12 protein-coding genes are annotated in these 14,585 nt (G+C 65.6%); 9 read left to right on the top strand and 3 right to left on the bottom strand.

Going from position 1 to position 14,585, the window contains the following annotated elements:
* Nucleotides 1-21: 21 nt before the first annotated feature.
* The 9 genes from ACZY08_RS15370 (at nt 22) to ppc (ending at nt 10,780) form a co-directional block, all read left to right on the top strand.
* Nucleotides 22-666, top strand: coding sequence for a TetR/AcrR family transcriptional regulator (locus tag ACZY08_RS15370; RefSeq protein ID WP_463745794.1), 645 nt, complete (start codon nt 22-24; stop codon nt 664-666).
* A gap of 5 nt (nt 667-671) precedes the next feature.
* Complete coding sequence (locus ACZY08_RS15365) at nt 672-1,586, top strand: sterol desaturase family protein (protein ID WP_463745795.1); 915 nt, start codon at nt 672-674, stop codon at nt 1,584-1,586.
* A 130-nt stretch (nt 1,587-1,716) separates the two neighbouring features.
* Nucleotides 1,717-3,492 carry an ABC transporter ATP-binding protein gene (locus tag ACZY08_RS15360; protein WP_463745796.1) on the top strand — a complete coding sequence of 592 codons (1,776 nt, stop codon included), beginning with the start codon at nt 1,717-1,719 and terminating at the stop codon, nt 3,490-3,492.
* Nucleotides 3,489-4,481, top strand: coding sequence for a phospholipase D-like domain-containing protein (locus ACZY08_RS15355; RefSeq protein WP_463745797.1), 993 nt, complete (start codon nt 3,489-3,491; stop codon nt 4,479-4,481). Before ACZY08_RS15360 ends, ACZY08_RS15355 begins: the two co-directional genes overlap by 4 nt.
* 81 nt (nt 4,482-4,562) lie before the next feature.
* Nucleotides 4,563-5,585, top strand: coding sequence for a type I glyceraldehyde-3-phosphate dehydrogenase (gene gap, locus ACZY08_RS15350; RefSeq protein WP_463745798.1), 1,023 nt, complete (start codon nt 4,563-4,565; stop codon nt 5,583-5,585).
* A 3-nt stretch (nt 5,586-5,588) separates the two neighbouring features.
* Nucleotides 5,589-6,824: a phosphoglycerate kinase gene (locus ACZY08_RS15345; RefSeq protein WP_463745799.1), complete on the top strand. Its 1,236-nt coding sequence runs from the start codon at nt 5,589-5,591 to the stop codon at nt 6,822-6,824.
* A gap of 22 nt (nt 6,825-6,846) precedes the next feature.
* Nucleotides 6,847-7,632 (top strand): triose-phosphate isomerase, encoded by a 786-nt coding sequence (gene tpiA / locus ACZY08_RS15340; RefSeq protein ID WP_463745800.1) that lies wholly within the window; start codon nt 6,847-6,849, stop codon nt 7,630-7,632.
* A 45-nt stretch (nt 7,633-7,677) separates the two neighbouring features.
* On the top strand, nt 7,678-7,911 hold the full coding sequence (secG, locus tag ACZY08_RS15335) for a preprotein translocase subunit SecG (RefSeq protein WP_166904538.1): 234 nt from the start codon (nt 7,678-7,680) through the stop codon (nt 7,909-7,911).
* A 52-nt stretch (nt 7,912-7,963) separates the two neighbouring features.
* Nucleotides 7,964-10,780: a phosphoenolpyruvate carboxylase gene (gene ppc, locus ACZY08_RS15330; RefSeq protein WP_463745801.1), complete on the top strand. Its 2,817-nt coding sequence runs from the start codon at nt 7,964-7,966 to the stop codon at nt 10,778-10,780.
* Nucleotides 10,781-10,802: 22 nt separating this feature from the next.
* On the opposite strand, the gene ACZY08_RS15325 is transcribed toward ppc, so the two are convergent.
* Genes ACZY08_RS15325 through ACZY08_RS15315 form a run of 3 tightly spaced genes read right to left on the bottom strand, consistent with a single transcriptional unit; the run spans nt 10,803 to nt 14,511 of the window.
* Entirely contained in the window at nt 10,803-11,927 is a 1,125-nt protein-coding gene (locus tag ACZY08_RS15325; RefSeq protein WP_463745802.1) for an FAD-dependent oxidoreductase, read from the bottom strand.
* 17 nt (nt 11,928-11,944) lie between these two features.
* Nucleotides 11,945-13,219, bottom strand: coding sequence for an ABC transporter substrate-binding protein (locus tag ACZY08_RS15320; RefSeq protein WP_463745803.1), 1,275 nt, complete (start codon nt 13,217-13,219; stop codon nt 11,945-11,947).
* The gene (locus tag ACZY08_RS15315; protein WP_463745804.1) at nt 13,219-14,511 is read right to left on the bottom strand and encodes an MFS transporter; all 1,293 of its coding nucleotides are present in this window, start codon (nt 14,509-14,511) and stop codon (nt 13,219-13,221) included. The genes ACZY08_RS15320 and ACZY08_RS15315 overlap by 1 nt, the downstream gene beginning before the upstream one ends.
* Between the last annotated feature and the right edge of the window lie 74 nt (nt 14,512-14,585).

Raw genomic sequence — 14,585 nt, 5'->3', positions numbered from 1 at the left:
ATAATCACTACTATCTGAAATATGATCGATGACCGCAGTGACAAGGACGCGACGCCGGTACGGCTGACGCGGGCTGAGAATCAGGCACGGACCCGTGCGGCGCTGTTGGACGCGGCCGCCCAGACCTGTGCCCGGAAGGGCTACGCCGCGGCGTCGGTGGACGAGATCGCGGCGGCAGCTGGGTATTCGGTCGGCGCCGTCTATTCGAACTTCTCCAGCAAGGAGCAGTTGTTTTCCGAGCTGATGAACGAACGTGCGTCCGGCCGGATCGACCAGGTGGTGCAGACCATTTCAGAGAACGCCGACCGCGGTCCGTTGACCGCACTGGGCCGGATGCTCGTCGAGATCGCCGACAACGACATCGAGTTCGAGGCGATCCAGGCCGAATTCTGGTTGCACGCCGTGCGCGATCCCGACGCCATGCAGATTCTGCGGGGCCGGTCGGCGCGCACGCTGGCCGCACTGCGCGAGATCCTCGCCGATGCGCTGGAGCGCAACAACATCGACGACAGTGTCTCCGTGGAGGGCTTCGCCGTCGTGGTCCTCGCGCTTTTCCAGGGCTTGATCCGGCAGCGGCGCATCGACACTGACCGGGTGCCCGGCGAACTGTTCGGCCAGGCGCTGGCCTGGCAGGTCGCCGGCATGCCCAAGAAAGGTGCGAGGTAACCCCGATGGACCCAGTGCGCATCGGGCTCTACGCCATGCCCGCGTTCTTCGTGTTGATGGCGGTCGAGTTCCTCACCTACTGCTTTGACAAAGCTGAGGATTCCACCCGGCCTCGGACAGGAATCTCCTGGCGCGACAGCGTCACCAATCTTTCGATCTATGCACTGGGCTTCGTACTGCGGCCGCTGGGCAAATTCATCGCGGTTCCGATGGTCGCGATCGCCGCATCGCTGACGCCGCTGCATCTCTCGGCGTCACACTGGTGGGTCTGGGTGCTGGCCATCGTGCTGGCCGATCTGGCCTACTACGCGCAACACCGGATGTCGCACCGCATCCGCATGTTCTGGGCCGCGCACAACGTGCACCACTCGAGCCAGTACTTCAACCTGTCCACCGCCCTGCGGTTGTCCTGGCTGATTCCCGGAAACTTCCTGCCCGCCATCGGTTATGTCGGGTTGGCACTGATCGGCATTCCGGCTTGGTTGGTCTTCCTGTCACAGGCCATCGTGCTGCTGTACCAATTCCCGATCCACACCGAGCGCATCGACCGGCTTCCCCGCGTGATCGAGTACGTGTTCAACACCCCGTCGCACCATCGTGTGCACCACGGCGCCAACAATCCCTACCTCGACAAGAACTACGCAGGCATCTTCATCTTGTGGGATCGGATGTTCGGCAGCTTCGTCGCCGAAGGCGAACCCGTCCGCTACGGCCTGACCAAGAACATCGATACCTACAACCCGATCAAGGTGAACTACCACGAGTTCGCCGCCATGGTCGGCGACGTCTGGCGGGCGCAGACCTGGCGCGGCAGGCTCGGCTACCTGTTCGGCCCGCCCGGATGGAGCGAAAAGGCCGACACCGCAACGACAATCGGCTCCAACGCGCAGGAGTTGCCGGTCCACAGTGCGATGACTTAGGCGCGTCGGGCGCCAAAGTTGCCGACACCGGCCGGATTGTCCTGCTTGCGTCACTCCGACGTCACTGCGGCGTTGTAATGTGTGGCGACAAACTTCGACGTCAACACCAACAATCGAGGCGGCGCTCGCGATGAGACTGATTCTTGAGCTGATCCGCCCGTACCGGTTGCTGATCGCCGGAATCTTTGCCGTGCTGCTGCTGCAGATCGCCACCGGCCTGGCCGCGCCATGGCCGCTGAAGGTCGTGCTGGACAGCGTGGTCGGCCACCACCCGCTACCCGGATGGCTGCACGGACTGCTGCAGCCGTTGCTGGGCGGCGAAGGCAAGATGCACATCGCCGGCCTCGCGGCGATCATGGTGGTCATCATCGCCGTGGTGGCGGCAATCGCGACGTACGTGGCGAACTACCTGACCGAAACCGTCGGCCAGCGCATCGGCAACGACCTGCGAACCCGCGCCTACCACCACCTGCAGCAGTTGTCCCTCAACTACTTCGACACCCACCGCGTCGGCCCCATCTTGAGCACGCTCACCGACGACGTCGACACCATCCAGGGCTTCGCGTCGTCCTCGACCCTCGGCATCGCAACCGACCTGCTGACCATCGTGGGCATGTTGGCGATGATGTTGTGGCTGCAGTGGGACTTCACGCTCATCGCGCTCGCGGTGGCGCCGCTGCTGCTGTTGTTCGTGTCCCGGATCCGGAAGTCCGTCAAGGCCGCGACCCACGAAGTGCGCAGACGGGAATCCGACATCGTCGCGGTCGCGGAGGAGGGCCTGCAGTCCATCCGGGTGGTCAAGGCGTTCGATCGCGAGGACATGCAGGAACGTGAACTGGCGATCGCCGGCCAGCAGGCCGTCGACGCCGCACTCAACGCGCGGCGCGTGAAATCGGTGGTCTCGCCGATCGTCGGCGTCGTGGTGGCCGCCTGTACCGCGGTGGTCTTGTGGCGGGGTTCGGCGCTCATCCTCGCCGGTGCGATGACGGCAGGCACGTTGACGGTGTTCATCTCCTACCTGGCGTCGTTCTTCAAACCGGTGCAGGATCTCGCCAAGCTCACCAACACGATCGCCATGGCGTCCGTCGGGGTGGACCGCGTCAACGCCCTGCTCACCGCGGAGACGTCGGTCGAGGAGAAAACTGATGCGATCGATGCCGAGCGCATCAGGGGTGCGATCAGCTTCGAGCGGGTGGCGTTCAGCTACGACAGCGAGACGCCCGTGTTGCGCGATGTCACCTTCGAGGTGGAACCGGGCCAACTCGTCGGCGTCGTCGGACACACCGGAAGCGGAAAATCCAGTCTGGTCAGCCTGATTCCGCGGTTCTACGACCCGAGCACGGGCACCGTCCGCGTCGACGGAGTCGATCTGCGCGACTACAAACTCCACGAACTCCGCCGCCAGATCGCCTACGTACTGCAGGACACGGTCCTGTTCCGAGGCACCATCCGTGACAACATCGCCTTCGGCCGGCCCGACGCCGACCATGACGAGATCGTCGAGATGGCCAAACTGGCCAACGCCCACGAGTTCATCTCCGCGATGCCGCAGGGCTACGACAGCCCGGTGGGCGAGCGCGGGCTCACCCTCTCCGGCGGCCAGCGTCAGCGCATCGGCATCGCGCGTGCCCTCATCCGGGACAGCCCGATCCTCATCCTCGACGAACCGACCGCGGCCCTCGACGCGGAGTCCGAGCGTCTGGTGATGTCCGCGCTGCAGCGGTTGATGAAAGACCGCACGGTGATCACGATTGCCCACCGGCTCAGCACAATTCGTGACGCGAACAAGATCGTCGTGCTCGAGGAGGGCCGGGTCGTCGAACAGGGCACGCACAGCGAGCTACTGACCGCGGGCGGCAGATATGCCGACCTGCACCGCATCCAATACGAGGACGAGCCATCGTGACACGTTCGCTGATCATCCTGCCCGACGACTCCGCACAGCCGGTGATCGATGCGATCGGCGAGTCCACGCGGTCGGTGCGCATCAAGATGTTCGCGTTCAACCACCTGCCGCTGCTGGAGGCCGTGGTGGCCGCCCACCGGCGCGGTGTGGACGTCAAGGTCATGCTCAATCCCGAGCGACGCGACGGGGAGACCGATAACGACGTCGCCCGAGAGATGTTGCAGCGGTTCGGTATCGCGGTCCGCGAGAGCAACCCCGCCTTCGACCTGACGCACGAGAAGTCCATGGTCGTGGACGACGAGTGCGCGTTTGTCGAGTCCCTGAACTGGACCGAGGAGAACTTCACCGTGACGAGGGACTACGCCGTCGTCACGCCCAGCGCCTACGAGGTCGCCGAGATCATCGACTGCTTCGAGGCCGACTGGGCGCGGGAGGACTTTGATCCCGGTGGCGGGGCACACCTGATCTGGTGCCCGACCAACGGCAGGCATCGCATCGCCGAGTTCATCGACACCGCCAAACACACGTTGTTCGTCCAGAACGAGCGCTATCAGGACCCGGTGATCATCGAGCGTCTGGTCCGCGCGGCGCACCGCGGGGTGAAGGTTCACGTCATGGCCCGCGCGGCCCACCATCTCAAGTCGGGCAAGCTCCTCGAAGGCGTGAGCGGGATGCGCATCCTGGACGACGTGGGTATCAAGATTCACCGCCTCAAGCACATGAAGCTGCACGCGAAGATGATTCTCGCCGATCACGAACGGGCCATCGTCGGCTCGATCAACTTCTCCCCGGGCAGTTTCGACCATCGCCGTGAACTGGCCATCCAGGTGACCGACCACCACATCATCAAACGCCTGAACGAGGTGGCCCATCACGACTGGAAACACTCCGAACCGATGGACCTGTCGGACGACGGACTCATCGCCGATCTGGTCGGCCAGGACCCGCGCGAACTCGACCAACTCGCCCTACGCGACCCCGACATCTGATGCACTGACCAGGCCGCACGGAGAGTGAGCATCACCACTAGGCTGGCGGCGGGCAGTTACCGGCAACTGAGGGAGAATCACGTGACCATCCGGGTAGGCGTTAACGGCTTCGGCCGCATCGGGCGCAACTTCTACCGGGCCCTGGCAACGCAGCAGGCCGAGGGCAAGAACACTGACATCGAGATCGTGGCGGTCAACGACCTCACCGACAACGCCACCCTGGCTCACCTGCTGAAATTCGATTCGATCCTGGGCCGCCTGCCGCAGGACGTCAGCCTCGAGGGCGAAGACACCATCGTCATCGGCGACAAGAAGATCAAGTCACTGGAAGTTAAGGAAGGCCCGGCGGCACTGCCGTGGGGCGACCTCGGCGTCGACGTCGTCGTCGAATCCACCGGCATCTTCACCGCCCGCGCCAAGGCGCAGGGTCACCTCGACGCCGGAGCCAAGAAGGTCATCATCTCCGCGCCGGCCAGCGATGAGGACATCACCATCGTGCTGGGCGTCAACGACGACAAGTACGACGGCAGCCAGAACATCATCTCCAACGCCTCGTGCACCACGAACTGCCTCGGCCCGCTGGCCAAGGTCCTCAACGATGAGTTCGGCATCGTCAAGGGCCTGATGACCACCATCCACGCCTACACCCAGGACCAGAACCTGCAGGACGGTCCGCACAAGGATTTGCGCCGTGCCCGCGCCGCCGCGCTGAACATCGTGCCGACGTCTACCGGTGCCGCCAAGGCCATCGGCCTGGTCCTCCCGGAGCTCAAGGGCAAGCTGGACGGCTACGCCCTGCGAGTGCCGATCCCCACCGGCTCGGTCACCGACCTGACCGCCGAGCTGGCCAAGCCGGCGAGTGCCGCCGAGATCAACGCGGCCATGAAGGCCGCCGCCGAGGGCCCGATGAAGGGCATTCTCAAGTACTACGACGCACCGATCGTGTCGAGTGACATCGTCACCGACCCGCACAGCTCGATCTTCGACTCGGGCCTGACCAAGGTGATCGACAACCAGGCCAAGGTCGTCTCCTGGTACGACAACGAGTGGGGCTACTCCAACCGCCTCGCCGATCTGGTCGCGCTCGTCGGGAAGTCGCTCTAACCCATGGCTGTCGCAACGCTCGAAGATCTGCTGAAAGAGGGTGTTGAGGGCCGGGGCGTGCTCGTGCGCTCCGACCTGAACGTGCCCCTGGAGTACCAGGATGGCAACATCGCTCGAATTTCTGACCCGGGTCGCATCATCGCCTCGGTGCCGACGCTCAAAGCGCTGGCAGAGGCCGGTGCCAAGGTCGTCGTCACCGCACATCTGGGCCGGCCCAAGGGCGGCCCGGATCCCAAGTTCTCGCTCGCCCCGGTTGCCGCGGCGCTGGGGGAGAAGCTGGGACGTCACGTGCAGTTGGCCGGCGATGTCGTCGGCACCGATGCGCTGGCCCGCGCCGAAGGCCTGACCGACGGTGACGTGCTGCTGTTGGAGAACATCCGCTTCGATCCGCGCGAGACCAGCAAGGACGACGCCGAGCGGCTGGCACTGGCCAAGGCCCTGGCCGCCCTGGTCGAGGGTGCCGACGGCTCGCCGGGTGCCTTCGTCTCCGACGGCTTCGGGGTGGTGCACCGCAAGCAGGCCTCCGTCTACGACGTCGCCACCCTGCTGCCGCACTACGCGGGCACGCTCGTGGCGACCGAGGTCAAGGTGCTCGAGCAGCTGACCAGCTCGACCGAGCGCCCGTATGCGGTCGTCCTCGGCGGCTCCAAGGTCTCGGACAAGCTCGCGGTCATCGAGAACCTCGCCACCAAGGCCGACAGCATCGTCATCGGTGGCGGCATGTGCTTCACCTTCCTTGCTGCACAAGGGGTTTCGGTGGGAACCTCGCTGCTGCAGGAGGAGATGATCGACACGTGCAAGCGGCTGCTCGACACCTACGCCGATGTGATCCACCTGCCGGTGGACATCGTGGTGGCCGACAAGTTCGCCGCCGATGCCGAAGCGCAGACTGTGGCCTCTGATCGCATCCCCGAAGGCAAGATGGGCCTGGATATCGGTCCTGAGTCGGTCAAGCGTTTCACCGCGCTGCTGTCCAACGCCAAGACCGTGTTCTGGAACGGCCCGATGGGTGTGTTCGAGTTCCCGGCGTTCGCAGCGGGCACCAAGGGTGTGGCCGAGGCGATCATCGGTGCCACCGAAAAGGGCGCGTTCAGCGTCGTGGGCGGTGGCGATTCGGCAGCCGCGGTGCGTCAACTGGGCCTCGGCGAGGACGGCTTTTCCCATATCTCAACCGGCGGCGGTGCGTCGCTGGAATACCTTGAGGGCAAGACCCTGCCCGGCATTGAAATCCTGAAATAGTAGTACTGGACAAAGGTTACTTATGCCTCGTAAGCCGCTGATAGCCGGCAACTGGAAGATGAACCTCAACCATTTCGAGGCCATCGCCCTGGTGCAGAAGATCGCATTCGCCTTGCCGGACAAGTACTTCGACAAGGTGGATGTGACGGTGATCCCGCCGTTCACCGATCTGCGCAGCGTGCAGACCCTGGTCGACGGGGACAAGCTGCGGCTCACCTATGGTGCCCAGGACGTGTCGCAGCACGATTCGGGCGCGTACACCGGGGAGATCAGCGGGGCGTTCCTGGCCAAGCTCGGATGCAGTTTCGCGGTGGTGGGGCACTCCGAGCGGCGTACCTACCACGGCGAAACCGACGAGCTGGTGGCGGCCAAGGCCGCTGCGGCGTTCAAACACGGCATCACGCCGATCATCTGCATCGGCGAGCAGCTTGAGGTGCGCGAGGCGGGCAATCACGTCGAATTCAACGTGAACTCCCTGCGTGGGTCCCTGGCCGGACTGACCGCGGAGCAGATCGGTCAGGCCGTCATCGCCTACGAGCCGGTGTGGGCCATCGGCACCGGCCGGGTGGCCAGCGCGGCCGATGCCCAGGAGGTCTGCAAGGCCATCCGCGCCGAGCTGGGGAACCTGGCGTCGCCGCAGCTCGCGGCCGGTGTGCGGGTGCTCTACGGCGGTTCGGTCAATGCCAAGAACGTCGGCGAGATCGTCGCTCAGGGTGATGTCGACGGGGCCCTGGTCGGCGGTGCTTCGCTGGACGGCGAGCAGTTCGCGACGCTGTCGGCGATCGCCGCAGGCGGACCGCTGCCGTAACCCCGGGGGCCTGGGGCGGGCACCGCACCCGGTAGTCTTACAGCCATGGAATTGGCTCTGCAGATCACTCTGGTCGTGACCAGCGTGCTGGTCGTGCTCTTGGTGCTGCTGCATCGTGCCAAAGGTGGCGGTCTGTCCACCCTGTTCGGCGGCGGTGTCCAGTCCAGCCTGTCCGGCTCCACGGTGGTCGAGAAGAACCTCGACCGGCTCACGCTGTTCGTGACCGGCATCTGGGTGGTTTCGATCGTCGGCGTCGCGCTGCTGATCAAGTACGGCTAAACCGCTACCCGGCCACCATGCGGCGCGTCGTGGCGGCACTGATACTGGGTACATGGCTGACGGTACCGACACTGCACTAGACCCGATCGGTGCGGTTCAGCGCACTCCGGTGGGCCGCGAGGCCACCGAGCCGATGCGCGACGACATCCGGCTGCTCGGTGCGATCCTCGGTGACACCGTGCGCGAACAGAACGGAGCCCAGGTCTTCGACCTGGTCGAGCGGGCCCGGGTGGAATCCTTCCGGGTCCGCCGCTCTGAGATCGACCGGGCCGAGCTGGCCGACCTGTTCTCCGGTATCGATGTCCACCAGGCGATCCCGGTCATCCGTGCCTTCACCCACTTCGTGCTGTTGGCCAACGTCGCCGAGGACATCCACCGCGAGCGGCGACGCGCAGTGCACGTGGCGGCCGGCGAGCCGCCACAGGACAGCAGCCTGGAAGCGACGTATCTCAAGCTGGACCGGGCGATCTCAACTGCGGAACTGAGCTCGGCGACCGTCTCCGACGCCTTGAACGGTGCCCTGGTCGCGCCGGTGATCACCGCGCATCCCACCGAAACCCGGCGCCGGACCGTCTTCGACACCCAGCACCGGATCACCGAGTTGATGCGGATGCGCATGCACGGCCTGACCCACACCGCCGATGGCCGCGACATCGAAGTCGAATTGCGCCGCCACATCCTCACGCTGTGGCAGACCGCGCTGGTACGCCTGTCGAGACTCAAGATCTCCGACGAGATCGAAACCGGGCTGCGTTATTACCCGGCAGCATTTTTCGAGGTCATCCCACAGGTCAACGCCGAGGTGCGCACCGCGTTGCAGGCCCGCTGGCCCGGGGCGGAACTGCTGGAGCAACCGATCCTGCGGCCGGGAAGCTGGATCGGCGGTGACCGTGACGGCAATCCCAATGTTGATGCGGGCGTGGTGCGGCTGGCCACCGGTCGCGCCGCCCACATGGCTTTCGCGCACTACTTCACCGAGCTCACCGCGCTGGAAGAAGAGCTGTCGATGTCGGCGCGGCTGGTCACGGTCAGTGACGAGCTCACCGTGCTGGCCGATGCCTGCGGCGAGCCGGCGCGTGCCGACGAGCCCTACCGACGGGCACTGCGGGTGATCCATGCCCGCCTGACGGCTACCGGCCGCGAAATCCTCGATGAACAGCCCGAACACGAGCTAGATCTTGGCCTTGCGGCCTACCGCGCCCCGGCACAGTTCCTCGCCGACCTCGACGCCGTGGACGCCTCACTGCGTCGCCACGGCAGCACAGTGCTAGCCGACGACCGGTTGGCTCGGCTACGAGAATCGGTGCGGGTATTCGGATTTCACCTGTGCGGCCTGGACATGCGACAGAACTCAGACGTACACGAGCAGGTGGTCGCCGAGTTGCTCGCCTGGGCCGGAGTGCATCCCGACTACGCATCCCAGCCCGAAGCGCGGCGGGTCGAACTGCTCGCGGCCGAGATCTCCACCCGTCGCCCGCTGATCGGCGAGGGCGCCGAGTTGTCGGAGTTGGCTCGCAAGGAACTCGACATCGTCGGGGCGGCGGCCCGGGCAGTCACCGTCTTCGGTGCACAGGCGGTGCCCAACTACATCATCTCCATGTGCCAGTCGGTGTCTGATCTACTCGAGGCGGCGATCCTGCTCAAAGAGGCCGGCCTGCTCGATGTTTCGGGTGCAGCGCACGGCGAGGTGTACGCACCGGTCGGAATCGTGCCGTTGTTCGAGACCATCGAGGATCTGCAGCAGGGTTCGACGGTCCTGGAGGCGGCGCTCGCCCTGCCGGTCTACCGCAGCATCATCACCGCACGCGGACAACATCAGGAAGTGATGCTGGGCTACTCGGACTCGAACAAGGACGGCGGCTACCTGGCGGCCAACTGGGCGCTCTACCGGGCCGAACTGGACCTCGTCGAAGCGGCGCGCACCACCGGGATCCGGTTGCGCCTGTTCCATGGTCGGGGCGGCACCGTGGGTCGCGGTGGTGGACCCAGCTACGACGCGATCCTGGCGCAGCCTCCCGGCGCGGTGAAGGGTTCGTTGCGGATCACCGAGCAGGGCGAGGTGATCGCGGCGAAGTACGCGGAGCCGCGGATCGCGCACCGCAACCTGGAGACGCTGCTGGCCGCGACGCTGGAGTCCACCCTGCTCGACGTCGAAGGGCTCGGCGATGAGGCCGGCCCCGCCTATCAGGTGCTCGATGAGCTGGCAGCCCTGGCCCAGCGGGCCTACGCCGAATTGGTCCATGAGACACCGGGATTCGTCGAGTACTTCAAGGCCTCGACACCGGTCAGCGAGATCGGTGCACTCAATATCGGCAGCCGGCCCAGCTCACGTAAACCGACCACCTCGATCGCCGATCTGCGGGCCATCCCGTGGGTGCTGGCCTGGAGCCAATCCCGCGTGATGCTGCCCGGTTGGTACGGCACGGGCACCGCGTTCGCGCAGTGGATCGGCGACGACGCGAGCCGAGTCTCGGTATTGCAGGATCTGTATCAGCGATGGCCGTTCTTCCGCACGGTGCTGTCGAACATGGCCCAGGTGCTGTCCAAGTCGGACATGGGTTTGGCGGCACGGTATTCCGAGCTGGTCGACGACGAGGAATTGCGGGCCAGGGTGTTCGACAAGATCGTTGCCGAGCACGCCCGCACCATCGACATGTACAAGCTGATCACCGGCCAGGACGATCTATTGGCCGACAACCCGTCCCTGGCCCGCTCCGTGTTCAACCGGTTCCCCTACCTCGAACCGCTCAATCACCTGCAGGTCGAGCTGCTGCGCAGGTATCGCGGCGGGGACACGGATGAACTGGTGCAGCGCGGAATCCTGCTCACCATGAGCGGATTGGCGACAGCGCTACGCAATAGTGGCTGAATTGTCGCTGTCGCGACGGTGGCTAACCCACCAGGATCTCGGCCAGCCGCAGCGACACCCTGGCCCGGCGCTCGGCGTAACCGCGTGCGGCACGCTGGATTTCCGCGGTCTGTTCCGTCCTGACGCATTGATAACGCTGCAGCGCTTCGGCGTGGTCGCCATCGTGGACCGTCGCGATCTGGGTGGCCAGCTCGGCGGCATCCTGGATGGCTTGATTGGCACCTTGGCCACCGAACGGCGTCATCGGGTGCGCCGCATCCCCGAGGAGGGCAACCCGCGCGGTGGTCCACCGGGTGATCGGGTCTCGGTCATACACCGGATGCATGTAGACCGGGCTCGTCGTGGCACGCAGCATCCGACCGACCACGGGGGCGAACTCGTCGAACTGGCGGGCCAACGCCGGCAGATCGGCCTGCGCCGACCACAGATGCCGCGGCGGCTCGTCCACCCCGAGGGTAGCGTCGACGGCCACCAGTCGCCCGGCCCGCACCGGCATGGAGATGACGTGTTTGGCATAGTCCGCCGAATGCCAGGAGCGCAGTCGGTCGTTGGGCAGATCGAGGCAGGCGGCGGGGCTGACGGCCCGGAAGATCACCGACCCGCAGTAGTGAATGTCGTCGTCGCTGAACAGCTTCCGTGCTCTCGAGCGCAGTCCGTCGGCTGCTATCACGAGACCGGCCCGGGTGACCTCACCGTTGGTGAAGGCGAGCTCGACATGATCGTCACGCTCGGTGATGCCGGACAGTTCATGGCAAAGCCGCAGCCGCTGGGGCTCCACGGTCGAGACCAGCAGGGCGTGCAGATCCGCACGGTGCACGGTGCGGGGAGAAAGGTCGGCGTCGGCGTAGCCGAACCGGCCGTGTTCGGCGCCGGCCTCTGGCGTCGCCGCGTAGTCGGTGATCTTCTCCAGCCGCCCCTGCTGATCGCGGTTCTCGAAGTACCGGGTGGCCGAGGATATCTCGTCGAACGCAGCGCCGACGTTCCACTGCCGGAACAATCGCAGGGTCTGCGGCGAGATGCCCAGTGGGCCGCCGACCTCGCCGAGTGCGCGGGTCTTGTCGAAAATGACCGGACGATGGCCGTGGTGCTGGAGGGCGACGGCCGCTGCCAGGCCACCGAGGCCGGCGCCGATGATGGCGATGTCCATGGAGGTTCCTCTCGGGTTCACGGGATCCGGGCCAGCGCTTCGGCGTCGAGGTAGACACCGGACAGCGCGCCGGGCCGGTAGCTGGCGACGGTTCGGACATTGCAGAGCGGCAGCCACAGGCCGCCGATGAGGATCCGGCGCTGAATGTCGTCCACCAACTTGCGGCGGGCGTCGGGGTCCGCACAGGTGAGCTGGGCGTCGAGCAGGATGTCCAGGTGATCTGATTCTGTGCGGCGGTTCATGTTTCGCTGCGTCACGGCGAATTGGTAGCGCAGCAGGTCAGGGTCACTGCCGGTGAAGTAGAAGAACCGGAAGTCATGGTCACCGGCCTGCTGGCGGCTGCGCAGTTCCGCGAAGTCGACGTCGGTGAGCGCCAGGTCGATGCCATGCTCGCTCCATTGTTCCGCGACCGCGGTGAGGACAGCGGCGTCGATGGGGGAGAACGTGCTGTTGAACACCACCTCGAACGAAAGCCGCTGCGCGCCTGCGGCGGCAAGGAGTCGGTGGGCCGCCACCGGATCGTAGGCCAGCTCAGCGGAGTAGTCCCGATACCCGTCGGTGGTCGGTGTGAGCACCGACGAGGCGACTGAATACCCCTCGGCATCGAGGATCGGCGTCAGTGCGGGGCGGTCGATCAGCAGCGACAGGGCACGCCGCACGCGGGGGTCGGCCAAGGGGCCACGGGAAGCGTTGGGGCACAACCCGTAACTGATCCCCGGGTTGTGTATTTCGGCCAGGTGGTAGCCGTCGACCGAACCGGCGTACAGGTCACCGACGTCGGCCTGCTCGAACGTCAATCGGCGCGATCCGTCGGTCACCCCGCCCGTGACAGCCTGCCATCGGCCGGTACCCAGCCCGTGCGTGTTGCGGATCGCCAGGCTGACACTGGCGAGCGAACGCAGGAACGCGGCATTGTGATGCGCGAAGTGAAACGTCACGGTGTCAGTCCCCGCCTCGACCGACTCGAGCCCGGCGAGCATCGTCACGGCGGCCGGAAGCGGTGAAACCGCTTGGAGCGCAGCGATGCCGGCGAAGCTCTGTGCGACGGCGTCCGGGGTGAGCCGTGTGCCGTCGGAGAAATGCCGGTCAGGATGAATCGACAGGTCCAGGGTCAACGGGTCGCGGTAGTGCCACGAAGTGGCCAGCCAGGGGAGGAGCTTGCCGGTTTCCGGATCGGTGTCGAGCAGGCTCTCATAGATCAGCCGGCAATACGTCTTGGAGATGCTGTTGTAGGCCAGCCGTGGATCGTCGGTGAGCTGATGGGTCGGCCAGCCGAACGTGAAATTGCGCATCATCGCACCGGCGCCAATCGCGTTGCCTGCCAGGCCGAACCAGCCGCAAGCGCCGCCGCCAACCCGGCCACCGCCACCAGCACGGCCACGCCGCTGAACAGCCGGCCGCCGAGGCCGTCGATCATCGTCGCCCCGGCTGCCACTCCGATCGCGGCACCCAGCGCCCGAAGATAGTGGTAGAGGCTGGAATCGAAGGCTATCTCGCTCGAATTGGCCAGCACGTTGCCGGCCAACGAACTCCACAGGAACCCCATCGCGCAGCCCATCAACGCGGCACTGCTCAGCGGCACGTGTCCGAACAGGCTCAGACCGGCGACGATCAGGAACGCCGAGCCGATGCACACCAGCCGGGTGCTCTTCCGACTGTCGCCGGGCCTACCGAATTTCAGCATCGGGATCAGCCCGGCGAAGAACGCCATCGGCAACAGGAACAGTGCCGAGCCATAGGAATTCAGCCCGCGCTCCTGTTGTAGGACATACACCAGTGACAGGGTGAACACGTTGGTGGCGATGCCGGCCACGAAGACCACGACCAGACTTCGGGACAGTACCCGCGGCTGGGACCGGCCGCGCAGAGCGATCGCAGTGATCCCGAGCAGGATCGCCACCACAAGCAGCGTCACCTTGGTGTGCAGCGCGGTAGACCATCCGATCGCCAGGAAGATCGCGAGCTGCACCACCGCGAGAGCCACTACCGGAGTTGCTGCCCGGGTGGTCGTGGTGTCGTGGTCGGAATCTGCCGCGCCTGGCGAAATGGCGAGCAGCGCCATCGCCACGACAGTGGTCACCACCGTCTCGTAGGGGAACGAACGCCAGCCCCACAGGTCGTTGAGCAACGCGGTGATCAGCGGTGAACACAGTGCCGATGCCGACACCACCAGGCCCCACGCGCCCAGGACCGCCGAGTGGTGGTCGGGATAGAACTGCGCCCGGATGATCCGGAATATCTGGGGCGCGAGCACCGCCGAGGCGATGCCCTGCAAGAACCGCAACGCGAGGAGGACCCAGAACTCAGGGCTGAGACCGGCGGCGATCCCGAGGACGACCAGCACCGCCGAACTGGCGAAGAACGCGGCCGTGGGCTGGTAGCGGTGCGACAGCAGGCCCGCGGGGAGCAACGCCAGACAGAATCCGGCCAGGAACGCCACGCCGATGTAGGCGGCCTGTGCGAACGGGATGCCGAAGTAGTCGCCAATCGCCGAGTTCAACAGCACAGCCGACGACGAGTTGGAGTAGAGGGTGTATTCGGTCAGGTAGAGCGACGCCGCAACGGCGTATAGGGACGGCTTCATGACGCCTCGAAGCTGATAGCAGGATCAAATGGGCAGCGAGAGCTAACCCGAGATCCTCTTCAGCGGCGCCAGAC

The sequence above is a fragment of the Mycobacterium sp. IDUB_9 genome, assembly GCF_055419505.1.
Note: the sequence above shows the minus strand (reverse complement) of the source record. Positions and strands in the feature narration are given on the sequence as shown.